22 protein-coding genes are annotated in these 21,623 nt (G+C 41.9%); 4 read left to right on the forward strand and 18 right to left on the reverse strand.

The window, feature by feature from the left end:
* Positions 1 to 8: 8 nt before the first annotated feature.
* A complete protein-coding gene (locus ACT29H_RS02680; protein ID WP_444820047.1) occupies positions 9 to 389 on the reverse strand; it encodes a hypothetical protein in 381 nt (126 codons plus the stop codon).
* 132 nt (positions 390 to 521) lie between these two features.
* Here ACT29H_RS02680 and ACT29H_RS02685 point away from each other — a divergent pair, with 132 nt between their 5' ends.
* The gene (locus ACT29H_RS02685; protein WP_444820048.1) at positions 522 to 914 is read left to right on the forward strand and encodes a hypothetical protein; all 393 of its coding nucleotides are present in this window, start codon (positions 522 to 524) and stop codon (positions 912 to 914) included.
* 27 nt (positions 915 to 941) lie between these two features.
* On the opposite strand, the gene pyrH is transcribed toward ACT29H_RS02685, so the two are convergent.
* The 5 genes from pyrH to rplM form a co-directional block, all read right to left on the reverse strand.
* The gene (gene pyrH, locus ACT29H_RS02690; protein WP_444820049.1) at positions 942 to 1,646 is read right to left on the reverse strand and encodes a UMP kinase; all 705 of its coding nucleotides are present in this window, start codon (positions 1,644 to 1,646) and stop codon (positions 942 to 944) included.
* A gap of 226 nt (positions 1,647 to 1,872) precedes the next feature.
* The gene (tsf, locus tag ACT29H_RS02695; protein ID WP_444820050.1) at positions 1,873 to 2,700 is read right to left on the reverse strand and encodes a translation elongation factor Ts; all 828 of its coding nucleotides are present in this window, start codon (positions 2,698 to 2,700) and stop codon (positions 1,873 to 1,875) included.
* Positions 2,701 to 2,769: 69 nt separating this feature from the next.
* Complete coding sequence (gene rpsB, locus ACT29H_RS02700; RefSeq protein ID WP_444820051.1) at positions 2,770 to 3,651, reverse strand: 30S ribosomal protein S2; 882 nt, start codon at positions 3,649 to 3,651, stop codon at positions 2,770 to 2,772.
* A 100-nt stretch (positions 3,652 to 3,751) separates the two neighbouring features.
* Positions 3,752 to 4,138, reverse strand: coding sequence for a 30S ribosomal protein S9 (rpsI, locus tag ACT29H_RS02705; RefSeq protein ID WP_444820052.1), 387 nt, complete (start codon positions 4,136 to 4,138; stop codon positions 3,752 to 3,754).
* Between the two features lie 5 nt (positions 4,139 to 4,143).
* On the reverse strand, positions 4,144 to 4,599 hold the full coding sequence (gene rplM / locus ACT29H_RS02710; protein WP_444820053.1) for a 50S ribosomal protein L13: 456 nt from the start codon (positions 4,597 to 4,599) through the stop codon (positions 4,144 to 4,146).
* A gap of 439 nt (positions 4,600 to 5,038) precedes the next feature.
* Here rplM and ACT29H_RS02715 point away from each other — a divergent pair, with 439 nt between their 5' ends.
* Entirely contained in the window at positions 5,039 to 5,557 is a 519-nt protein-coding gene (locus tag ACT29H_RS02715) for a DNA-3-methyladenine glycosylase (RefSeq protein WP_444820054.1), read from the forward strand.
* Positions 5,558 to 5,618: 61 nt separating this feature from the next.
* Here ACT29H_RS02715 and ACT29H_RS02720 read toward each other — a convergent pair whose 3' ends face one another.
* From ACT29H_RS02720 to ACT29H_RS02730, 3 genes are all read right to left on the reverse strand, one after another.
* Positions 5,619 to 6,764, reverse strand: a complete 1,146-nt coding sequence (locus ACT29H_RS02720; protein WP_444820055.1) for a hypothetical protein — start codon at positions 6,762 to 6,764, stop codon at positions 5,619 to 5,621.
* A 153-nt stretch (positions 6,765 to 6,917) separates the two neighbouring features.
* Complete coding sequence (locus tag ACT29H_RS02725) at positions 6,918 to 7,841, reverse strand: cation diffusion facilitator family transporter (protein WP_444820056.1); 924 nt, start codon at positions 7,839 to 7,841, stop codon at positions 6,918 to 6,920.
* A gap of 224 nt (positions 7,842 to 8,065) precedes the next feature.
* Entirely contained in the window at positions 8,066 to 8,863 is a 798-nt protein-coding gene (locus ACT29H_RS02730) for a cation transporter (RefSeq protein WP_444820057.1), read from the reverse strand.
* 349 nt (positions 8,864 to 9,212) lie between these two features.
* Here ACT29H_RS02730 and ACT29H_RS02735 point away from each other — a divergent pair, with 349 nt between their 5' ends.
* On the forward strand, positions 9,213 to 9,662 hold the full coding sequence (locus tag ACT29H_RS02735; RefSeq protein WP_444820058.1) for a YqaA family protein: 450 nt from the start codon (positions 9,213 to 9,215) through the stop codon (positions 9,660 to 9,662).
* 76 nt (positions 9,663 to 9,738) lie between these two features.
* On the opposite strand, the gene ACT29H_RS02740 is transcribed toward ACT29H_RS02735, so the two are convergent.
* The 9 genes from ACT29H_RS02740 to ACT29H_RS02780 form a co-directional block, all read right to left on the reverse strand.
* Positions 9,739 to 10,233 (reverse strand): CAP domain-containing protein, encoded by a 495-nt coding sequence (locus ACT29H_RS02740; RefSeq protein WP_444820059.1) that lies wholly within the window; start codon positions 10,231 to 10,233, stop codon positions 9,739 to 9,741.
* A 108-nt stretch (positions 10,234 to 10,341) separates the two neighbouring features.
* The gene (locus tag ACT29H_RS02745; RefSeq protein WP_444820060.1) at positions 10,342 to 11,649 is read right to left on the reverse strand and encodes an MFS transporter; all 1,308 of its coding nucleotides are present in this window, start codon (positions 11,647 to 11,649) and stop codon (positions 10,342 to 10,344) included.
* Between the two features lie 288 nt (positions 11,650 to 11,937).
* Complete coding sequence (locus ACT29H_RS02750) at positions 11,938 to 13,134, reverse strand: sensor histidine kinase (protein WP_444820061.1); 1,197 nt, start codon at positions 13,132 to 13,134, stop codon at positions 11,938 to 11,940.
* A gap of 268 nt (positions 13,135 to 13,402) precedes the next feature.
* Positions 13,403 to 13,615: a YgaP family membrane protein gene (locus ACT29H_RS02755; protein ID WP_444820062.1), complete on the reverse strand. Its 213-nt coding sequence runs from the start codon at positions 13,613 to 13,615 to the stop codon at positions 13,403 to 13,405.
* A 52-nt stretch (positions 13,616 to 13,667) separates the two neighbouring features.
* Entirely contained in the window at positions 13,668 to 15,470 is a 1,803-nt protein-coding gene (gene typA, locus ACT29H_RS02760; RefSeq protein WP_444820063.1) for a translational GTPase TypA, read from the reverse strand.
* A 301-nt stretch (positions 15,471 to 15,771) separates the two neighbouring features.
* Positions 15,772 to 17,055 (reverse strand): hypothetical protein, encoded by a 1,284-nt coding sequence (locus tag ACT29H_RS02765; RefSeq protein ID WP_444820064.1) that lies wholly within the window; start codon positions 17,053 to 17,055, stop codon positions 15,772 to 15,774.
* 93 nt (positions 17,056 to 17,148) lie between these two features.
* Complete coding sequence (locus ACT29H_RS02770; RefSeq protein ID WP_444820065.1) at positions 17,149 to 17,508, reverse strand: hypothetical protein; 360 nt, start codon at positions 17,506 to 17,508, stop codon at positions 17,149 to 17,151.
* 132 nt (positions 17,509 to 17,640) lie between these two features.
* Positions 17,641 to 18,255: a hypothetical protein gene (locus tag ACT29H_RS02775; RefSeq protein WP_444820066.1), complete on the reverse strand. Its 615-nt coding sequence runs from the start codon at positions 18,253 to 18,255 to the stop codon at positions 17,641 to 17,643.
* Between the two features lie 74 nt (positions 18,256 to 18,329).
* Complete coding sequence (locus ACT29H_RS02780; protein ID WP_444820067.1) at positions 18,330 to 19,163, reverse strand: hypothetical protein; 834 nt, start codon at positions 19,161 to 19,163, stop codon at positions 18,330 to 18,332.
* A 415-nt stretch (positions 19,164 to 19,578) separates the two neighbouring features.
* Here ACT29H_RS02780 and ACT29H_RS02785 point away from each other — a divergent pair, with 415 nt between their 5' ends.
* The gene (locus ACT29H_RS02785; protein ID WP_444820068.1) at positions 19,579 to 21,513 is read left to right on the forward strand and encodes a tetratricopeptide repeat protein; all 1,935 of its coding nucleotides are present in this window, start codon (positions 19,579 to 19,581) and stop codon (positions 21,511 to 21,513) included.
* Positions 21,514 to 21,623 lie beyond the last annotated feature (110 nt).

The raw sequence follows: 21,623 nt of genomic DNA on the forward strand, positions 1-21,623 counted from the left end.
TTTGACTATTACTTCGGGAAAGGAAGAAGCCCTTTATAATTGATGTAGTATTCCCCGTTAATTTCCGGTTGACTCATCTCTTCATCATTATTTCCGTTGGCATTGGCAATGCCGACACCGGCAAAAAAGCAAGTAGCTCCGTGCTTCCTGGCATGGTTGCTTACACGCGCGGCCACCCGAGGAGTTAACACACCCATATTAGGGAAGGTGGCTGTTCGCACCACAACAAACACCAATTTCCCATTTTGCCGTGCAACAATCTGAGGGTCAACATCTGTTTCCTTCCTCACATTCAATACATCATACCCATTATCCACAAGATCCTTATAGACGACTTTTATTCCCAAAAAATGAAGATCCTCTTCTCCCAATAATTGTTTGTTTCCCATAAATATTATGCTTCCTGTTACGATTTAAGAGTCAAAACTATTATTTGTCATTAACACGTTCCTTCATAAATGATTAAAACGGTTTAACGCACTTTCACATTACAACCTTCTCTTTTTTTCTATTTTTGTGACATGGAAATTATTTTGATCAGCATTTTTGGTGCTTTAATAATAGCACTATTTGCCACGAAGTTCTCAAAAGACGGAAGGTCAAACGATAAAACCTCCGTTGAACCTCCTCCTGCGGACTGTTGCGGTGCACATGAAGTATGTGAAAAATTATCCCTAGAAACTGTCAATCCGGATGAAATCATCTATTTTAATGATGAAGAACTGGATCAATATCGTGATAAAGATCCTGCCACCTACACACCTGAAGAGACACTCCAATTTCGTGAAATATTAATTACCATGCACCCCCACGAAGTAAGTGACTGGCTCAAAAGTCTTAGAGCTCGTCATGTCAAGCTCCCTCCTGAAGTTCGGGAAGAAGCTATCAATATTCTCCGTAAACAAAGAGCCTGAAAAGCTTCATAATGGGATTTATCCAGTCTAATGAACCAGAGTCCCTACCTTTTCTCCCTTTAACACCTTCAACAGATTACCGCACTGATCCATGTTAAAGACCAATACCGGAAGGTCATTCTCTTTACACATGGTAGTGGCTGTAAGATCCATCACTTTAAGACCTTTTCGATAAACTTCATCAAAGGTAATGGATTCAAATTTCCGGGCTGAAGGATCCTTCTCAGGATCGGCAGAATAAACACCATCAACCCTTGTCCCTTTGAGCATCACATCAGCATGAATCTCTATTCCTCTAAGAGCGGAAGCAGTATCTGTGGTAAAATACGGATTCCCGGTACCCCCGGATATAATCACGACTTCCCCTGCATTCAAGGCATCCACAGCTTTCGGTTGAGAGTAGAGCTCTCCTACCGGCTCCATTCGGATTGAAGTCATCACCCTTGTCCGAACCCCGACATCTTGTAATGCAGACGCCAAAGCGAGACTGTTTATAACCGTTGCAAGCATTCCCATCTGATCCCCTTTGTATCGATCAAAACCTTTAGCTGCGCCACTCAACCCACGGAAAATATTACCTCCTCCGATAACAATGGCTATTTGCACCCCCTTTTCCACAATTTCTCCAATCTCACGGGCATAGTCGCTTAATCTCCCAGAATCAATGCCATGTCCTTGATTCCCCATCAGAGATTCACCAGAAAGCTTTAATAAAATTCTTTTGTATTCCATAAAAATCCTTTGGTTTTCCCCATCCTAAACACGATTAATACTAAATGGGACTATTTTGTTTTTTATTTTAACCAGTGACAAAATTACAAATTATTCATCAGCTATTAACTTTTCCCAATGATGGCACCATATCAGGAAAGAAATTGAAAACAGTAAAACTTGTTTGTCACAAAAAAAGGGACTTGTCGATTGGTGACAGTCCCTTTCTTTTTATTTCATAAAAAAACTAATCGTTCAAAGAGTAACGTTTGAACTCAGTGACCGTTAATTCTTTATCAGCGCTTTGCAAATATTGCTTGATCGACATTTTGTTATCTTTCACAAAAGCCTGCTCCAACAAAGTACTTTCTTTAAAGAATTTTCCCAATCGGCCTTGTGCAATACGATCGAGCATTTCTTCCGGCTTACCTTCATTGCGGGCCATTTCTTTCCCGATCTCCAGCTCTTTTTCAACGATTTCCTGTGGAACAGAATCTCTATCTACCGCTACGGGAGCCATTGCTGCCACCTGCATGGCAACATCTCTTGCCATTTGATTTTCAATATTCGCTTTATTGAAACCAACGATGGTAGCCAATTTATTACCCGGATGGATATAGCCTACCACATTTTCAGCTTCAATAACATCAAAAGCAGCCAATTCAAGCTTTTCTCCGATAACTCCGATTTGCTCAGTAATAACATCTTTTACCGCTACACCATCAAGTTCAAGTTCTTTAACTTCGTCTAATGTTTTGGCACCTTTGTTAAGTCCCAAATCCAAAATAGATTGTGCCAAAGCAACAAAACTATCATTTTTGGCCACAAAATCGGTTTCGCAATTCAATACCACCAGAGCACCTTTTTTGGCATCATCTGTAACTTTAGAAAGAACAACTCCCTCACTGGCTTCCCGATCGGCACGTTTACTGGCCACAGCCATTCCTTTTTTGCGGATCTCTTCAACCGCTTTATCAAAATCGCCACCGGCTTCCTGAAGCGCTTTTTTGCAATCCATCATACCGGCGCCGGTCATTTTTCTAAGTTTGCTTACATCAGCAGCAGTTATAGCCATGATATATATTTTAGTTAGTTGATAAAATGCAGGGGAAAAGCGGTCCCCATCCCCTGATCATACAATAATTTATTCTTTGTCCTTTTGAGTGCTTTCTTCCGGCTGCTTTTCAGAATCTCCCTTTTTAGCAGCGGCATCAGAGGAAGCAACCGGTCCTTTGGCAGCTTCTGCTTTGCTACCACCCTCTTTTCGGGCTCTTGTGCGACGACCTTCTGATTTTTTCTCGGACTTTTTCTCGCTCTGAGCTTCTTTCTCTTTTTCGGCCTTACGTTCAGTCAATCCCTCTTTTACAGCCTGAGCCATAATATCAACAATAAGTTCAATAGAGTTGGAAGCGTCATCATTGGCAGGAATCACAAAGTCGATGCCATTAGGATCAGAATTGGTATCCACCATGGCAAAGATGGGGATATTCAATTTTTGAGCTTCTCTAACAGCGATATGCTCTTTCATGACATCAACCACAAACATGGCAGCTGGAAGACGATTCAGATCTTTAATACTTCCCAGTGTTTTTTCCAATTTGGCACGTTGACGGGAAATCTGAAGCTTTTCCCTTTTGGAAAGACGATTCCAAGCATCATCACTCATGAGTTTATCTATGGAACTCATTTTTTTCACAGCCTTACGAATAGTGGGGAAATTGGTCAACATTCCTCCTGACCATCGTTCGGTCACATAAGGCATATTAAGGGCACCGATTTTTTCGGCAATAATATCTTTTGCCTGTTTTTTGGTAGCTACAAAAAGAATTTTGCGTCCCGATTTTGCAATTTGCTTTAAAGCATCAGCAGCTTCATCAATTTTAGCCACTGTTTTATGCAGGTCTATAATATGGATACCGTTACGTTCCATGAACACATAAGGTGCCATGGCAGGGTTCCATTTTCTTTTAAGGTGGCCGAAATGGACTCCGGCCTCTAATAATTGTTCAAAATTTGTTCTGGGCATGTTGTTTTTTTTAAACGTTTACTTTCTGTGTTAAGCAACCATTAAGTAGTCCGTACTTCGGAATCTTAACAGTTTAGATACTAAACGTACCAGACGATTATTAACGCTTGCTAAACTGGAATCTTTTGCGGGCTTTGGGACGACCGGGTTTCTTCCTTTCCACCACGCGTGAATCACGGGTAAGAAATCCTTCGGCACGCAAAACACTTTTGTGTTCTTCATTTATTTTAACCATCGCTCTGGCTATAGCCAAACGTGTTGCTTCGGCCTGTCCTTTAATACCACCACCTTTCAGGTTCACTTTGATATCATATTCACCGTCAGCATTGACTGCATTCAGCGGTTGTTTAACGATATACTGAAGAATGGGGGCGGAAAAATATTGGGCCAGGTCTCTTTTATTGATGGTAATCTGACCTTTGCCTTCTGTCACATATATACGGGCAATGGCTTCTTTCCTTCGTCCTATTGCATTAATTACTTCCATACTGCTTATTTAATGGTATTAATATCAATGACCTTTGGTTTTTGAGCATCCTGTTTATGCTCCGGACCTACATACACATAAAGGTTTTTCAGTATTTGGCGTCCCAGCTTATTCTTGGGCAGCATTCCTTTTACGGCGTGATAAACCAATTGCGTCGGATCTTTGGCATACATATCGGCAGGCGAAGTTTCTCTTTGCCCTCCCGGATATCCTGTGTGCGAAAAGATGACACGATCACTCCATTTCTTTCCGGTGAGTTTTACCTTTTCGGCATTGATCACGATCACGTTGTCCCCACAATCAAGATTAGGCGTAAAATTGGGCTTGTTTTTTCCACGAAGCAATTTTGCAACGCGTGAGCTCAACCGTCCCAACACCATATCTGTGGCATCTACTACCAACCACTCTTTATTAATGGTTTCTCTGGTGGCCGATTCTGTTTTGTAACTTAAAGTATCCACAATCTTCCTCTTTAGAAAATTAGACCTACATAAATAATTAACTTCCAACACACCTCTATCGTCTACTGCCGGTGATCTCGGGCAAAAATCAACAACAGTTTTTTAACGGGGATCTTTATCCCGGTGTGTCGTTCAGCATGGATAATAATCGGCCGCAAAAGTACAGCTATTTTTATTAAACACCAACCTTTTAGAGACAATTTTTGCTCACAAAAGGTAATTTCAAATGTCTTATAAGTAAGATTATTAATCCTCCGATTAGCTTCTTTGCAAAAGTGATGAGCATCCGAACGATCACAATGATCTGCGCCACATTAAGCATCAAACAAAAAATAGTGATTTGTCCGTAATATAATGTTGTTTCCTCTATATTTGTAAATTACAGAATAACTGAAGGCCAAATTACATCATTCGACCCATGCTGACAGATGGTTTTCCAATGCGTTTATCCAACGGTTTTTTCTGCCGTGATGTATTAGAAGTAGCTCCCGATTTAATCGGAAAAATATTAGTACGCAAATTTGATGACGGAGAAATATTAAGACTTACCATCAACGAAACAGAGGCATACCGAGAGGAGGAGGATTTGGCATGCCATGCCAGCAGGGGACGGACCCCCAGAACGGAAGTAATGTACCACAAGGGTGGTCTTGTATATGTCTACTTCATATATGGCATGTACTGGTTACTCAACTTTACCACCGGAGCCATCAATCATCCACAAGCGGTTCTGATTCGCGGAACCCGTGAAATTAATGGTCCCGGTCGTCTCGGTCGGACGCTCAAGCTGGACAGGTCATTTTATGGGGAAGATTTGACCACCTCTGGTCGATTATGGGTCGAAGAAAGCCCAGCATCAACAACGCCGACTTCAATTATCACAAAAACTCGCGTAGGCATTAACTATGCAGGGGAGTTCTGGGCCAATAAACCTTGGCGGTTTATGGAAACCTCTTAACTTAATTCATCCGCTTTTCCTTCTTGAACGAAGCAAAATTGAGATTTAACAAAAACATTGATTAAAAAAACTCTTTGTCCAGTAAAAAGAAGGAGGGACTGAATACAACCTGCATGCCCGGTGCAAAATCAAAACGACGGTCTTTAACATCGAAATAACCTTCGAAGAGAAAAGAAAACTTTATCTTGTCCAGAAAAGTCCGGTTATAACCTATTTTCAACGTCATCAACTGCCTCCGGGAGACATACACATTTTCATGGATAGGAGAAACCGATTGAAAATTGCCTGAACCTCTTAATGAGACAAAGTCTTTGCCACAAAAATAGCCGGTCATCAAATTGAGACGTTTCGTACTTGCGGTCACCCCCATATAGCAAGCAGATCCATTGTTTATTCCCAAAGGACCGGCGTCATTCAAATTGCGATAGGATATTCCATAACCAAAAAGGCCAATACTATTCAATGCGCCTTCAAAGAAATGTTGCGTTTTAATACCGGTTGCAAGATTCAACGAAGTTTGAACCCGCTCGGGATAGTTACTCACTTCTCCTCCCCGATGCGTAGCAATAATTTGGATCGGCAGGGTAACACTCCATGGCGATTCATCCGTACGCTCACGAAGCAGATATTCCGTATTCATACCTGCGGTAAACCACTCCGGGAAATCATCACCCTCACGGATAAACTGTTCCCAGTCTACCCACATATCAGATTTAAGCTTGGATCCATCCACCAAAAACTGAATTCCATTTTCCACCGGTCGGGTATATTGTCGTTCCGGATCAAATAAAGGTTCTATCAGATTGTGATGGAGATGACCTCGCAACGCGCCCATTATGACATCCACAGAAGATGATAATCTTAGGTGGGCTGAAAGAACCGGTTTAACCTCGCTATAGTAGTTTAAGCCACTGTATTGCTGCACAAAAACGCCCACCATGAGCCGTAAACGATCCCCCGCATAATACATCAAAGAAGGTTGAAGTCCATAACCTATTAATGTATGCCCCCAGGCAAAATGGTTCTTATACTCATTATCCTTGACAAAATTAACATTGGCAATATGAAGAAGCAACTCATTAGAACGCTCCGGTTCAAAGTCCGGATAGTAGTACCTGAAATTGTTTTCAACCTGAGAGATTACAGGTAACGAAACCAGGAAACAAGAGAAAAAAATAAAAAATGGTATTACTTTATTTTTGAGCATGTCCTGTAAATCCAAAATTGCCGAAGACTAAACAAACTAACACATGGGCTCTATTATACTAAGTTTCTGCAAAAAAGTTCGAGCAATTTAATCATTTCACGCTCCATCAAAATTTCCTTCTAAGGGACAGAGTCATGCAACGCCAGGCATCCTTTATGGGTGAGAACACTCAATCTGATTGTTTCTGTTTTTTTCGACCTGAATGGTCGCATGAGAAATATTGAATTCTCTTTTCAACATTTTTTGAATTTCTGCCAAAAAAGGGTCGCCACCATCATGAGGCACGACCAAATGCACAGAAATCGCAGTCTGATTAGTACTAAGTGCCCATATATGCAGATCATGAGCATCTTCCACTCCGGGAAAGTTATTCAAGGCATTTCTCACATCACCCACATTTATATTTTTAGGTGCTGCATCCAACGCCAGGTTAAGAGAATCCACAAACAAGCGCCAAGTGCCCCACAGCACCACTGCGATAATGACAAAACTAACGGCGGGATCAATCCACTGATAGCCCGTCACCATAATCAGCAATCCCGCCAACACTACGCCCAACGATACCGCAGCATCAGCCATCATATGTAAAAAGGCCCCTTTAATATTCAAATCATCTTTTTGGCCTTTCATAAACAAGAGCGCTGTTACAGTATTGATCACAACGCCTATGCCGGCAACAATCATCACGCTGGTTCCCGCCACCGGTTGTGGTTCTTCCAGTTTTAAGATGGCATCTTTGGCAATAAAATAAACAGCTACAAACAACAAAATTGCGTTCAATATAGACGACAAAATAGTGCTCCGCTGCCAGCCGTATGTATATTTCCCACGAGGCTTTAAATTGGCCAGCCAAAAAGCAACCCAAGCAAAAAACAATCCCAAAACATCACTGGCATTATGTCCGGCATCGGCAAGCAAAGCGGATGAATTGGCGATTAACCCATAAAAAACTTCAACGCCTACAAAAGCAAGGTTTAGACCAATGCCGATGGCAAATGCCCTTCCTTTTGCAGGATGATGATGGTGATGATGAACAGTGGACATATGAATGTAATTATTAAAAACAAAATTGGGCATTTTTTTACCGAAATGGCCGACAAAGCCCCCACAACCCCTAACAACGATTTTTCCTAATCCTTAAATCTCTCGATTTAAATATTTTGATTCCAGATAAAAAACATCCGCCCCCCTTTTTTTCATTTCAACGTGAGAATTCGCAGAGCCAATAATTAAAGTACAATATTTATCATTACACCTCTGTCATCCTGCTCTGGATTTCTAATCATACCTTCCCCACTCCCTTACTGTGAAAGTTTTATAATTCTTACGGCCCCCCACACAATCAAAACAAACACAAAACTACCAATAATCAAATCGGGAAGTGGGGAACCGAACCAATACACCAGCGCTCCTGATAGGATAATGCCGGCATTAATGATCACATCATTGGAAGTGCAGATCATACTAGCTTTCACATGCTCACCTTTGCTTTTCGACTTTTGAAGCAAGTATAAACTTACTGCATTTGCGATTAATGCAAAGATGGAAACAATAATCATGGCTCTGAAATCCGGAAATATTTCTACCCCTGTAAAGCGGCGAATCACCTCGCTCAGACCCAAAATAGCCAATATCAACTGTAAATAACCGCTCACTGCGGCAACCCGTTTCTTCCGACGAATCATGGCACCTACTGCCCAAAGACTAAGACCATACACCAAAGCATCAGCCAACATATCCAAGGAGTCGGCCACCAGCCCCATGGACCCTGACAACCAACCAGCCACCATCTCCCCCACAAAAAACACGGCATTTATGATCAACACTGCCCATAACATTTTTCTTTCCAGCCTCAAATCCCGGCCTGAAGACTCTGCTCCTTCCACCTCTTCTTCTGTCATTAGCCGGCCTCCCATCTTCAGCGATTCTATCAATGGTGTTATTTCCGCAACATCCCCATGGTAATATACGTGAAGCTTTCGTCCCTCAAGATCGAATGCCAATTCTTCCAATCCTTTTATTCCTTCCAATTTCATACGAATAATTTGTTCTTCTGAAGGACAATCCATTCCGGGAATATGATAACAAAACTTCTTCATTCGAATTTAATTTATCTAAAACATTGGTCTAATGGTCCCCACATAAAATTTGGCAGATTATGAGATCCCGGATCATTCGAAACCGGCATGAACAATCGCCTTGAAATACTCATTCGGCCGGAGAAATAGCCGGCTTATCAGTTTTTTTCTGGACTTACATGATCTCGACGTGGATGCCAATAATTCTTTACCCTAAACTCCTTGCACTTCAGCAAACAATGGGATGCTCAAAAATACCAACAATGCCATTAAAAAAACCAATCACCGGGACAAATGGTTTAAAAATACCAACAATTGGGGATATCATTTTGCCATTGGGGGAGGAAAATAAAGTTGCTATCTTTCGGCCATGTGGATCGAATTAGAATATGTCGGCTTGTTTCTGGCGAGTTTTTTAGCGGCCACCATTCTGCCTTTCAGTTCAGAATTGGTTTTAAGCGGCATTTTGGCTTCCGGAGGCGATCCCCTCATTAGCTTTACCCTGGCAACACTGGGCAATTGGCTCGGCGGATTAACCTCCTATTTTATCGGTCGAATGGGCCAATTGATATGGATTGAAAAATACCTGCACATTCCTCACCACAAACTAAAAAAATGGCAGCAAAAGGTGTCAGGCAATGAATGGTGGGTGGCTCTCTTCTGCTGGGTTCCGGCCATTGGTGATTTACTGGCTGTAGTATTGGGTTTGCTCAAAAGTAATTTCTGGTGGTCGGCATTAGGGATGCTGGCAGGAAAAGCCTTGCGTTACCTCGTATGGGGACTGCTTACTCTGCAAGTTATCTCAAAAATGGAGTTTTAGTTTTTAATCGAAGATTAACCATCGACTACAATCCATCAACAGTCTGGCTTTTCTATTTCTCTACCTCCTCAATTTTCTAATCTCCACTTTTCAGTCGCGGGGTTCCAAACACCTGAACCCAATATTTTCCATTTCGTGAGCAGGCGGCGCCCATCTCTGTAAAATCACCATTCATGATATTACTACAATGTCCGGGGCTATTAAGCCAACCCTCCACCACCTCCGGTACCGAACGCGGCCCCATGGCAATGTTCTCCCCCACGGTTCGCCATTGATATCCTTCTCGTTCCACTCTTATCACCACCGTCGATTTCCCTGTTCCTATATGGTCAAAAAAATCATTGTCGGCCATATCATCGGCATGCTTTTGAGCAGCTTGCGCCAGCATATCATTCCATTTCAGGGGAGGTACGGCCTCGTGTTTTTTCCCTCCGCAACGACGTTTGGTCATACGAGCATCATTGACCAGACGCAGCATTTTATCACTGTCAAAATCAACCGTCACCTCTTCCTGTCCAAACAATATCAAACCGGAAAATAAAAACCATAAGAAAAGAATCCGCTTCTGCATATCATAAACTTATTTTAAAACAGTCCTCATTTTTTTGAATAACGTGGCAATCAATAACATTTATCTCACAATGCTACCAAATTAAAACGGTTTCTTTCGTCAAATGTTTTATTTCTTAGGACTTTCGGGTTGAGGATTATCGGCCTTCAACGAACTGAAAAACATAAATACAATAAATATCATGGCCAGCCAACCCATTGAAGTATAGCTGTGAAAGTAGGTTTTAGACAAACTAAAAAAATAAGGTGCCAATGCACTGGCAAAAACAATCATTGACATGGCACGGCCAGAAATAGCTCCCAGGTGTTGACGTCCAAACAGCTTGGGCCAGGTTACGGAATTAAACACCGCGAACAGACCCCCACAAATTCCGGCACCCGCTACCACTGCCCATGCGCCCCATCCGGCAGAAAGACCGATCAAACCCACACTCCAAATCAGACCGCCTAAGACCATCACAAACAAAAGCTTTTTTAACGGAATCAGGTCACTCAAAAAATTAAACACCAATGAAACACTCAAACTCACCAATGAGATGGGCAAAAAGATGGCTACCGCCTGGTGACGATCAAAACCGGCTGAAGTAAATATATCTACCATATGAAACGATAGGCCGGTGATAAAAAAAGAATTGAAGGCCAGCATCAAAGCATACGACCAAAATGCCCGTGTAGCAAAGGCCTCTTTTGGCAAAAACTGTTTTAATGCTTTCACCCCTTCCTTCTGCTGCTTTTGGCTGCCACTTTTTCCATCGGGCACAAGCCCCACTTCCTCCGGATTATCTCGGTAAAAAACCCACATAAGCAGACATACCATAAATACCCCCAGCGCCAAAGCCCGCCAGGCCCCAGCCCATTCCCACTTTCTGATAAGCCAGTCAAACAACAGGGGTGAACTCGAAAACCCAAGTGAAATGCTGATACTCACAAAAGCATTGATGCGTCCTCTATAACGATCAAACCATTTCATGATCATATTTCGCGAAGCCATGGTCAAAACTCCCTGCCCACTAAAACGAAGCATAAAAAACAAAATCATCATCACCGCAAAGGGAACACTCCAATGTTGAATCCCCGTCGCCATCATCACTTTCGCACTCAAGACATCGGAAAAGGATGAAAGAATGAGTGTGGTGGCCAACGCAAGTGCAGAACCAACTGCCACAACGCGAGCTCCCCAACGGTCAAACCAACGACCTGCCCGACCTAATAACAAGGAGCTCGCAAAGGTCCCAACCATATAGGCTCCGCTAAACTGGTCTCGCGTTAAGCCCAACGCCCCCTTCACCGGATCTGTAAAAGTAGAAACCCCAATGGTTTGTCCGGGCACACTTGCCCAAATGCCAATAGTCCCCACAAGAGCCACAATATAGCCATAAAAGAACGGCCACTCTGCAATATTGGTTTTTCTTTTCATAACTGCACAAAATTACGAATAAGACCATTCGTAAAATGTCAGAGGACGTCAAAAGCCTATAAAAAAACAAAATGGGAATAATAACTTCATTAAATGTGGTGCGTTTATTAAAAAAATTCATCTAACAACCTGGGCTCAGTTAACATTCTTCCCTTAAGAATCAGGAATCGAAAAAGCCCCTTTTACGGTCTTCCCTGCTATAGGATTGAAAAGCAGCCACCTCCTCACTCAAAAAAAAGGCAAAAATCATTCAACCATTTAGACCTTGGAAGAAAAGCGAGGTAATGGTTAGGCCAAAGGAAGTTTAAACTTGAAGTCACTGCCCACGCCGGGTTTGCTTTCCACCCATATTTGACCGTTCTGCTTCTCAATAAACTCTTTACACAGTGGCAGTCCAAGACCGCTACCTTTTTCACCGGCAGTTCCTTCTCGTAAGGAGTTAGGAAACACCTCCCATAGCTTTTCCTGAAGATGCTGATCTATTCCGATTCCGGTATCGGAAACCGTGACAATAGCATCGTTCTGATTTTTCTCTGAATAAATCGAAATATTCCCTCCTTGGGGAGTAAATTTAATGGCATTGGAAAGAAGATTACGGAAAATGGTCCTAAGCATAAAGTCATCAGCCTGAACTAAAATATCAGAACCGGACAAACACTGAATTTTAATATTTTTTTGGCAGGCCAAATCTTTAAGGAGTGTTATGACATCTGCACAAACCGTCGCAAGTGATACGGCCTTGAAATCGGGATTAATTTTCCCGGACTGTGAATTGGCCCACAAAAGAAGATCTTCCAGAAGATTGTAGGCTTGCTCGGCAGAATTATAGATCTGCACCAGGTGAGATTCCGCCTCGTCAGGTGCAAGAGAGTCTCTGCTTGTTAGCAATAACTCGGAAAAACCCATTATGGCGTTGAATGATCCCCGAAGATCATGTGCGATAATGGATATAAACTTGTTTTTTGCGGTTATTTCGTAAGTTAACTGGGTCGCCTGACTTTCCACTTTATCCTGATGCTCCTGTAGCTTCAAATTGACTCTGGTTAACTCATTTTTCTTCTGTGCCAGAATCTTATTTTGATTTCTTATCTCCTTGGTCCGCTCGGCAATCAGACGATTGAGTTTCTTTATTCGGCTGGTCCTGTTGACATAAAGAACACCAAAACTCACCATCAATGGAAGCAACACCAATCGAAACCAGTATGTTTCAACAATTTTCTTCCATATACTTCCATTAACCCCATGGGTCAAAAAAGAAATAGATGGAAGTGATATGCCTGCTCCGAAAGAAGAACGATGGATTAAAAAAAAATTGGTTGGACTGATGTGTTGGGCAATCCCAAATGGGATAACCCCAGCTTCGATGAATTCTTCTGTGCCTTCCAACAAAAGACAACCTTTTGCCTGATTTGAATAACTATTCTCTGAAGAAACGTCGGGCCGGATTAGAAAACACAAAACAATAATGACAATACTTCGAAGCATATAATACCCCTACATTAAACAAAAAATACAAGAAAAAAAAAAAAAAACAAAGGCTTGTATTTCAATTCAACATCAACAAATTTAATAAATTATTACATTTATCTGTTTTTTTTGACGTAAAATTTCAGGAAAATCAACAGGACTATTTCTCGCAGATAATGCGCTGTCGGATTTTTGGGAAAAATCAGACAAAAAAAATCCGACCGTTAGAATATCGGCCGGACAAAAATGAAATGTGGTAATTTTTAATGCTTTAACACCTTATTCCCTAATCCTTTTGGGGGGTGCGACAGGTGGTTACTCCAAACAAGGCATAAAGCCCACAAAGACGAAATGCTGCGGTAAGTAAAAGAATGGCTGCAACAATCAAAAAGATGGTTCCCAAAGTACCTGTTACGGAACCGGTGAAATAAAGAATTGCAAGAACAGCGGCAATCACAATACGGATCACTCGATCTGTTGTACCAACATTTTTATTCATAATACCTGCATTTTATGGTTTATAACCTAACAATCAAAACAGGTATTTGGTTTTAACTTTTTTTAGCGACTCGCTTTCTTTCATGTTCTTGCAGCAGTATTTTCCGCAACCGGATCGCCTTAGGGGTAACTTCCACATACTCATCCCCCTGAATATATTCCAGTGCTTCTTCCAGACTAAAAATTATCGGGGGCGCCAACCTCACTTTATCGTCCGACCCAGAAGCACGCATATTGGTAAGTTTCTTCGACTTCGTCACATTGACGGTAAGGTCTCCTTCCCGGTTGTTTTCTCCTATTACCTGTCCCATGTAAACCTCTTCCTGAGGGGCAATAAAAAATTTACCGCGGTCTTGCAGTTTGTCCAAAGCATAGGCAAAAGCAGTTCCCGATTCCATCGCGATAAGAGAACCGTTCTGACGTTTAACGATCTCTCCTTTCCACGGCTGGAATTCGATAAACCGATGCGACATAATGGCCTCTCCGGCGGTGGCAGTCATCAGGTTGTTACGCAGTCCGATAATCCCTCTCGAAGGAATGTGAAAATCTAATACGACCCGCTCTCCTTTTCGTTCCATCGACAACAGCTCCCCTTTTCGCTGGGTAACCATTTCAATGGCACGACCGCTGAATTCATCCGGGAGGTCTATGGTCAGCTCTTCTACCGGTTCATGTTTCTCGCCGGCAATTTCTTTAATGATAACTCGGGGCTGCCCGACCTGCAATTCGTACCCCTCGCGGCGCATCGTTTCGATCAGAACCGATAAGTGCAGAACGCCTCGTCCGTAAACATTCCAGGCATCGGCTGCCTCAGTCTCTTCCACTCTTAGGGCCAGATTTTTCTCCAGCTCTTTATCGAGTCGCTCTTTGATGTGTCGTGAGGTAACAAATTTACCTTCCTTCCCGAAAAACGGAGAATTGTTAATGGTAAACAGCATACTCATGGTTGGCTCATCGATGGCAATGGGATCCAGTGGCTCCGGGTTTTCCGCATCGCAGATGCTGTCTCCAATCTCAAAGCTGTCGAGGCCGATGATGGCTCCCAACTCCCCATTGGGCAATAAGTCGGTTTTTTTGCGACCCAATCCCTCAAACACATTCAGTTCTTTAATGCGTGTTTTGTACACCGATCCGTCACGCCCCACAATGGCCACGTCCTGACCGGTTTTAATGGTGCCACGATGCATTCGGCCAATGGCAATTCGTCCCACATAGGGAGAATATTCCAATGACGTGATCAACATCTGAGGCGTTCCTTTCCGTTCCTCCGGAACCGGAATGTATTCGATGATGGCATTCATCAAAGCACTGATGTCGGAGGTTTTCTTTTTCCAGTCGGTCGACATCCATCCGTCGCGGGCCGACCCATAAACTGTTGGGAAATCCAACTGATCTTCACTGGCATTGAGGTTAAACATCAGATCGAACACCTGTTCCTGCACTTCTTCCGGCCGGCAATTGGGCTTATCCACCTTATTGATCACCACAATGGGCTTAAGGCCTAAGCTCAAGGCTTTCTGAAGCACAAACCGGGTCTGAGGCATAGGCCCTTCAAAGGCATCCACCAACAACAATACCCCATCGGCCATGTTGAGCACCCGTTCCACCTCACCCCCAAAGTCGGAGTGACCGGGCGTATCTATAATGTTGATCTTATGATCATTCCAAATTACCGAGGCATTTTTGGAAAGAATGGTGATACCACGCTCACGTTCCAGATCATTGCTGTCCATGATCAGCTCCCCGGGTCGCTGATGATCACTGAACAATTTTCCGGCTTTCAACATTTCATCCACCAATGTGGTTTTCCCATGGTCCACATGAGCTATTATCGCTACATTTCTTATTGACTGCATATATGGTATTTAAAACAGGCTGCAAAATTAGGCTTTTTAAACACACGATGGATAAAAGATATGCATTTATGCTGTTAAATTTGTTTAACTTCTGTCACTCTTTCAATGAATCAGGCATGGTAAGTTTTGTCAAATTAAGAAAATGCATAAAACTAGTCAAGTCATGAGAGGTATATGATACCTATCATTTAAATGATTAATTACAAAAAAAAGCAGCCCTGAAAAAATCAGGACTGCCCCTCTTCTAAAAATGCATGATTTGTTTTTGACAAAAACTTCTTAAATCATGAAAAAAGAAGTACTATAACCAAATACTTACGACGCTACTACTTTTCTTATTTCCGGTGGATGAGACTGCTGTCACCTGATAATACATCTTCACATTTTTCCCTCTGTCACAATCTTTCATAGAATTAGTACTGGTTTTTCCAACTTCTGAAGCATAAGACATACTGCTTGAAGATGAAACCTTTACAGTGTAAGATACTGCATTGTCAGCTGCATCCCACGAAATGGTAACACAGTCACCGTTTTTCTCCACTTTCACATTGCCGGGTGCACCAGGAATAATGGCATTGGTTTCGGGCTCTTCAAATACCACTGCCTCAACAGCGGTTTCACCGATGATCTTACCGTTTTCAGTTTTGAGGACGCCTTTGAGATAGTAGGTGTTACCATCTACAAAATCCATATCATTCTTCCATGCAGTTATATTAACAGTCGTTGACCACCCCCAACCGAGATATAAGAATTCATCCGTATTGGCCACCACAAATTCTCCATCTTCAGTATCGGCACAATACAATTCAAGCACCAAATCACCCGCTTCTTCCCATTCACTCTCATCTTCGAATAATTCGGAAACATTCACAGAAACATCCAATTGCAAACCGCCACTATAACGAGCGTTATATCCGGAACCCTTAACCGCTAATTCGGCAATCTCACTTTCCGTGGTGAAATTCACCGTAACTTCATCGGAAAAAGCCTTCACATCTGCTTCGGTATTGTAGGCATACAGGTAGAGCGTATAATCCGTTTCCGGGGTTAACTCTCCAATGGTCACAGCATTCTCTCCTTCTGCCACATCTTCAATGGTAACGAGCGGAGTAGACGATTCTGTTCTTGCCTCGGAATAAATATTAACCGCGTGACAACTACCGCTATAGGTAAACGTCAGGGTGACACCGGTAGCCTCTGCTACTGCGGCCACATTGGATGGAGCGGCAGGGGCCACGACCGAAACTTCGTAAGTAATTTCTGACTTGGCAATAAGAACAGTGGCTTCAGCGTCGGCATAAGCCTCAACCCCAATAACCGATTGAGCTTGTAGATCAGATAGCATGGCGCTGGTTCCGGTGTAAGGAACACTCGAAACCGCACCTCCGTCTACAAATACCTGATAACTCTGAGCACCTTCATAAGCGGCCCATTCTACCTGTACCGAGCCATTAGAGTATGAATATTGAAGGCTTGACAACTCGCCAACTTTAATGCTATTATCATCATCATCTCCGCAACCAAACACTAAAAGTGCCATTGCCAGAAGACTTAAAAACTTGATTTTATTCGTTATTTTTCCCATGTTCTTTCTATTATGGATTGTTTTTAAAACATTGTTAATTAATAAGGAGACTTTGAACATTCAAGATTAGACACCTTCCCAACTTATCAAGACTTATCTTCGGTCTTCTTCTGACTTTTTATAGGTTATTTCACCCTTTACGACCACAAGAATTTCAGCCATGTCGGAATAACCTTCCACGGTAATAACCGTCCCATCTTCCAGGTCCGCGTCAAGCAAAGCAACGTTTCCAAGGTAGGGTATGGTCCGGACTCGCAGACCATCTACAAAAATCATATAACATATAGCATCTTCATGAGTATCCCACCCTAACGTTATTATCCCGTTGGATTCCGAATATTCAAGATTCGACAACTTGTCAATCTTAAACAACTCTTCCGGATCGCAACCAAAGACCAAAAGCATCATTGCAAGAAGGGCTAAAAACTTAGTTTTATTTATAACTTTTCCCATGTCCTTTCTTTTTGGATAATTTTCTTCAAAGTCTCTCTCTCAAAAGAGGTGAACTGCCTTCTAGAACCAAGGTAAAATGAGTCTGACGGCGTTCACCCCTATTTGGGAATCACTTTCATCGAAAGCTATATACTACTCAGCACTATAAGTAATCGTACCTTCAGCAATAAGATCGGTAATCTCCGGATCCGAATAAGCCTTAACGGTGAGCTCCGCTCCATCTTCCAGGTCGTTAAAGACATGACTGTTCCCTGAAATGGGGATGGTCGAAACAGCCTCATCACCTACAAATACCATATAACTTTTGGCGCCGGTATAGGCATCCCACAATAAGGTTACCATTCCGTGATTTTCGGAAAGACTAAGGTTAGACACCTCACCCACTTCTCCGGATCCTTCACCGGATCCACCGGCATTGCTTGCATCAAAAGTGATTTCGCCCTTAGCGATAAGAATTTCTTCATCAAAGTCAGCATAGGCTTCAATGGTAATTACCGCTCCATCTTCCAGGTCACCGAGCATAACTGAGGTTTCCATGCCGTCAGTAGCATACAAATCATCCACATATACCACATACATCATTGCCCCTTCAAACGCATCCCACGAAACGGTTAACATGGCACTGGATCCTGTATATTGAAGATTTGACAATTCGGCAACATCAAGTCCATTATCATCATCGTCTTTTCCACAAGCAAACACTAAAAGTGCCATTGCCAGAAGACTTAAAAATTTTATTTTACTCATGACTAAATTGATTTTTGTGTTTTGTTTATTTCTATATTATTGTATTTCAAAAACTCACTTAAAAAGAGCATCTGCTACTTTTGTTTCGCTTTCTGATCATACACCCAGAAAAATTCAGGAACATATTTAAATTTCCTTTTGAATGACTTGGGATAGCAAGCCATGAAATCTGAATTGTCTCCAAAAAAGTCCACAAATTCTTTATTCCGGAAAGCCCCAAACAGGAAAGCAATACCTCCGGGTTTTCTAATCAGCACACTCTCTTTTTCTCCGACTTTTACAATCCGGTAAGAGTCATAATAGTCCCCCATTTCACCGCCGCCAAAAAGCATGGAATACATATTAAATTCACGGCCGAAGGAAAGGGGTTTCGCACCAAAGTCGACATATACTTTGTATTTGCTGTCGAAACCGTTATTGACCAAGAGCATCAATTTAGATTTCTCTTTCCCCTTTTTTGTGATGTTGGTAACCACCTTTTCAATCACTACAGGCTTGTAATACTTGTCCTTATCGAAGGTGTCAAACTGGTCAATATTAAAAGGAAGATTCTTATGGTGTACTTCTGATGCACTTTTTCCTCCGATGCTAATATTCACACTTAATTCAACATCTTTGTCCACAAACCTCAGGTCAGGCAATAGCTCTACACGAGCCACGTCAGCAGGCTTGATTTCATGTAACTGGCCTTTGGTATCATACCATTGCCACTTCATCAATTTTACCGTTAAGCCTTCTTTAAATTCGCCTTCAATCTTGTCGCCGGATACCAGGGTGATGGTTCCTTTTCCCGGACACGGGAATTTGTCAAATCCATCCCGGAAAGCGACGCACTCTGTGGTTGGCTTTTGTCCCCATGTCATCACGAAGGAGAAAAGCATCAAAAACAAAAGTTTAAATTTTTTCATGTTACGCATTTTTAAAATTCATGATTAGAAGATTGATCAAAAACAGAAAAGAAAATCAAAAATCAAATGCCGGCAATCGATATTTCAATCACTTTTCGAGGGACAAATATATTTGAAAACAGCATCGGCAGGCCTTGTTCTTATTAGGTTTTAAAGTTTTCGGAATAGTTTTTAAAGTTTTGGGAAGAATGAAAAAACAATTCCAAACTATTTTCCCCGGGTTTAATATTTTTTTACTTTTGTCAGACCTAAAAAAATCCTCCATCAATAGGTCGTTGGATTTTTTTAAACCAACCTTCTCACGACTCGCACAACATTGAAATCACGAGTGTTTTCGAAGAATCCCAGTCTGTTTCATATTTGTTAAACCAGAGGATAACAAAACACATTACTTATCCGACAACCTATTGTACTCATGAACAAATACTTATCTATTTTATTACTTGTCCTTTCTACAATAATTACTTTTTCCTCCTGTCAACAGAATAAGGATTCCGAATCCGAAATTCAGGCCATTTATCAGAAAGCATTAAACAATCACCGTACTCGTCGCGACTCATTAGAGTATTACTATGAACAATGTTTAAAACTGGATACTCTGAAATTGTCCGATCTTGCCCGGGCGCAAATTCTTCATATTAAAGGTCTGATGTTTGAAGAACGTCTTTGGCACGACAGCGCATCTTATGTCTATACAGCCGCCGTCGACCTGCAACCTGCCGATACCTTGCAGGCGATCCTGCTGATTCGTGCCGCCTGCAATGATGCCCGGGTTCCTGATTACGACAGATACCAAACTAATATGGCTTCAGCCGAGAAGGTGGTAAAAAAACTGAATGATCCCGTTCAGGATGCTGCTTTACTGGGGGCTAAAGGCGATTATTATATCGAAATTGAAGACTACAAAAATGCTATTGAATCATATATGTCTGCCGACAGCATCCTGAAGGCTCATGACATTATTAAGGGGCGCCAATATTTCCACAACCGCACCAGCTATGCTTACCGGAGAAGTGCTAAATACCCGCCGGCGTTTGAGCACATGCTCAAAAGCATCGAATTTTCAGAGCAACTCCAAAACAAATATCGACTGGTATCCAGCTATCTGGACATTAGCCGAATGTATCGTGATGTACAGCGATACGATGAAGCCATGAAATGGGAAGTAAAACATTTGGCGCTGGCGCGTGAGGTTAATAGCATTGATAACATCAGAAAGGGACTGGAGAATATGGGAATTATCCATGCTGAAAAACAAGAGTGGGATACGGCTCAATCCTATTTCGAACAGGCCATGGAATTAGCTTATGAGATCAATAATCCTGATGCCATCACTTTTGCACTAAGTAATATGGGCAACTTCTTTTACCGGAAAGGCGACATTGACATGGCTCTTTCTTATTATGAAAAAAGCTATGAGTACCGAAAAAAGAATTTCCCTAGAAATAATGGAATGGTCAATATCCTTTTCCATCTGGGATCTGCACATCTGGCAAAAAAGAATTACCAATTAAGTGAGAAATATCTTTTAGAAGCACAGGCTTTTGCCGACTCTTCACAAAATAAAGGGTGGGCACTCTCGGTGGGTGAACAATTACACCAACTGTATAAAGCAACCAAAGACTACAAGAAATACGCGCTCAGCCTGCAATATTACCTCGATGCCAAAGAAAAATGGGACTCCAATAAAGAAAATACACGATTTAATAAACTTATGCTTCAATACGAGAAAAAACAAAATGATGCCACCATCGCCTTGCAGGCGCAAAAGTTAAAAATCCGACGTCAGTTATTAATCTTTCTTGGCGTGCTATTGTTAATGATCATTACCATTATTACTATTGTTCTGGCCAACAAAAAAACCAAAGAGCAGGCTATCAAAACATTATATCGGCAATCTATTTTAGCCCACGATCAACAAAAAGTGATCAACAGTCTCCTGCAAAAATCAGCCCCGGAACACCATGATAATTCGGAAAACAAAATGTTGAATTCGCTTCTCCATTTGCTGGATATTGAGCACATTTATCAAAAAGCCGAGCTATCACTCGAATCGCTGGCACAAGAGCTGGGAACCAATAATACCTATGTTTCGCAGTTGATCAACCGCGAATTCAATTGTAATTTCAAGACCCTCATAAACCGTTACCGTATTAATTATTGCAAGACGGAAATAAAAGAAAACCCCGATAACCTGGCTATGAAAAATATTGGCATGAAAGCCGGGTTTAAGTCCCAGTCTACTTTCTACGCCGCCTTTAAACAGGAAGTGGGAATGACGCCGCTACAATTTGCCAAGGTTGCCCATATGGAAAACAAAAAACAAGAACCAAGTAAAAAATCGGCTTAAGCCGAAAGAGAACGACATCCTCCCATTATATATAAGAGAATTTCAAACATAAAGCATAAGCCATTTTCTTATATTTTCTGAGTTCCTGCAGCATGCAGCATGTTTTCAGA

Origin of the sequence: Thermophagus sp. OGC60D27 (assembly GCF_052400625.1) — a bacterium.
Lineage (GTDB): Bacteria > Bacteroidota > Bacteroidia > Bacteroidales > Marinilabiliaceae > Thermophagus.

Excerpts from the sequence above, each read along its gene's own strand:
- ACT29H_RS02745 (WP_444820060.1), bottom strand. The coding sequence starts at position 11,649 with ATGAAAAGAAAAACCAATATTGCAGAGTGGCCGTTCTTTTATGGCTAT.
- ACT29H_RS02780 (WP_444820067.1), bottom strand. The coding sequence starts at position 19,163 with ATGAAAAAATTTAAACTTTTGTTTTTGATGCTTTTCTCCTTCGTGATG.
- ACT29H_RS02770 (WP_444820065.1), bottom strand. The coding sequence starts at position 17,508 with ATGGGAAAAGTTATAAATAAAACTAAGTTTTTAGCCCTTCTTGCAATG.
- ACT29H_RS02715 (WP_444820054.1), top strand. The coding sequence starts at position 5,039 with ATGCGTTTATCCAACGGTTTTTTCTGCCGTGATGTATTAGAAGTAGCT.
- ACT29H_RS02785 (WP_444820068.1), top strand. The coding sequence starts at position 19,579 with ATGAACAAATACTTATCTATTTTATTACTTGTCCTTTCTACAATAATT.
- ACT29H_RS02740 (WP_444820059.1), bottom strand. The coding sequence starts at position 10,233 with ATGCAGAAGCGGATTCTTTTCTTATGGTTTTTATTTTCCGGTTTGATA.
- ACT29H_RS02680 (WP_444820047.1), bottom strand. The coding sequence starts at position 389 with ATGGGAAACAAACAATTATTGGGAGAAGAGGATCTTCATTTTTTGGGA.
- ACT29H_RS02755 (WP_444820062.1), bottom strand. The coding sequence starts at position 13,615 with ATGAATAAAAATGTTGGTACAACAGATCGAGTGATCCGTATTGTGATT.
- rpsB (WP_444820051.1), bottom strand. The coding sequence starts at position 3,651 with ATGCCCAGAACAAATTTTGAACAATTATTAGAGGCCGGAGTCCATTTC.
- ACT29H_RS02775 (WP_444820066.1), bottom strand. The coding sequence starts at position 18,255 with ATGAGTAAAATAAAATTTTTAAGTCTTCTGGCAATGGCACTTTTAGTG.
- typA (WP_444820063.1), bottom strand. The coding sequence starts at position 15,470 with ATGCAGTCAATAAGAAATGTAGCGATAATAGCTCATGTGGACCATGGG.
- tsf (WP_444820050.1), bottom strand. The coding sequence starts at position 2,700 with ATGGCTATAACTGCTGCTGATGTAAGCAAACTTAGAAAAATGACCGGC.
- ACT29H_RS02720 (WP_444820055.1), bottom strand. The coding sequence starts at position 6,764 with ATGCTCAAAAATAAAGTAATACCATTTTTTATTTTTTTCTCTTGTTTC.
- ACT29H_RS02730 (WP_444820057.1), bottom strand. The coding sequence starts at position 8,863 with ATGAAGAAGTTTTGTTATCATATTCCCGGAATGGATTGTCCTTCAGAA.
- ACT29H_RS02750 (WP_444820061.1), bottom strand. The coding sequence starts at position 13,134 with ATGCTTCGAAGTATTGTCATTATTGTTTTGTGTTTTCTAATCCGGCCC.
- ACT29H_RS02685 (WP_444820048.1), top strand. The coding sequence starts at position 522 with ATGGAAATTATTTTGATCAGCATTTTTGGTGCTTTAATAATAGCACTA.
- ACT29H_RS02765 (WP_444820064.1), bottom strand. The coding sequence starts at position 17,055 with ATGGGAAAAATAACGAATAAAATCAAGTTTTTAAGTCTTCTGGCAATG.
- pyrH (WP_444820049.1), bottom strand. The coding sequence starts at position 1,646 with ATGGAATACAAAAGAATTTTATTAAAGCTTTCTGGTGAATCTCTGATG.
- ACT29H_RS02735 (WP_444820058.1), top strand. The coding sequence starts at position 9,213 with ATGTGGATCGAATTAGAATATGTCGGCTTGTTTCTGGCGAGTTTTTTA.
- ACT29H_RS02725 (WP_444820056.1), bottom strand. The coding sequence starts at position 7,841 with ATGCCCAATTTTGTTTTTAATAATTACATTCATATGTCCACTGTTCAT.
- rpsI (WP_444820052.1), bottom strand. The coding sequence starts at position 4,138 with ATGGAAGTAATTAATGCAATAGGACGAAGGAAAGAAGCCATTGCCCGT.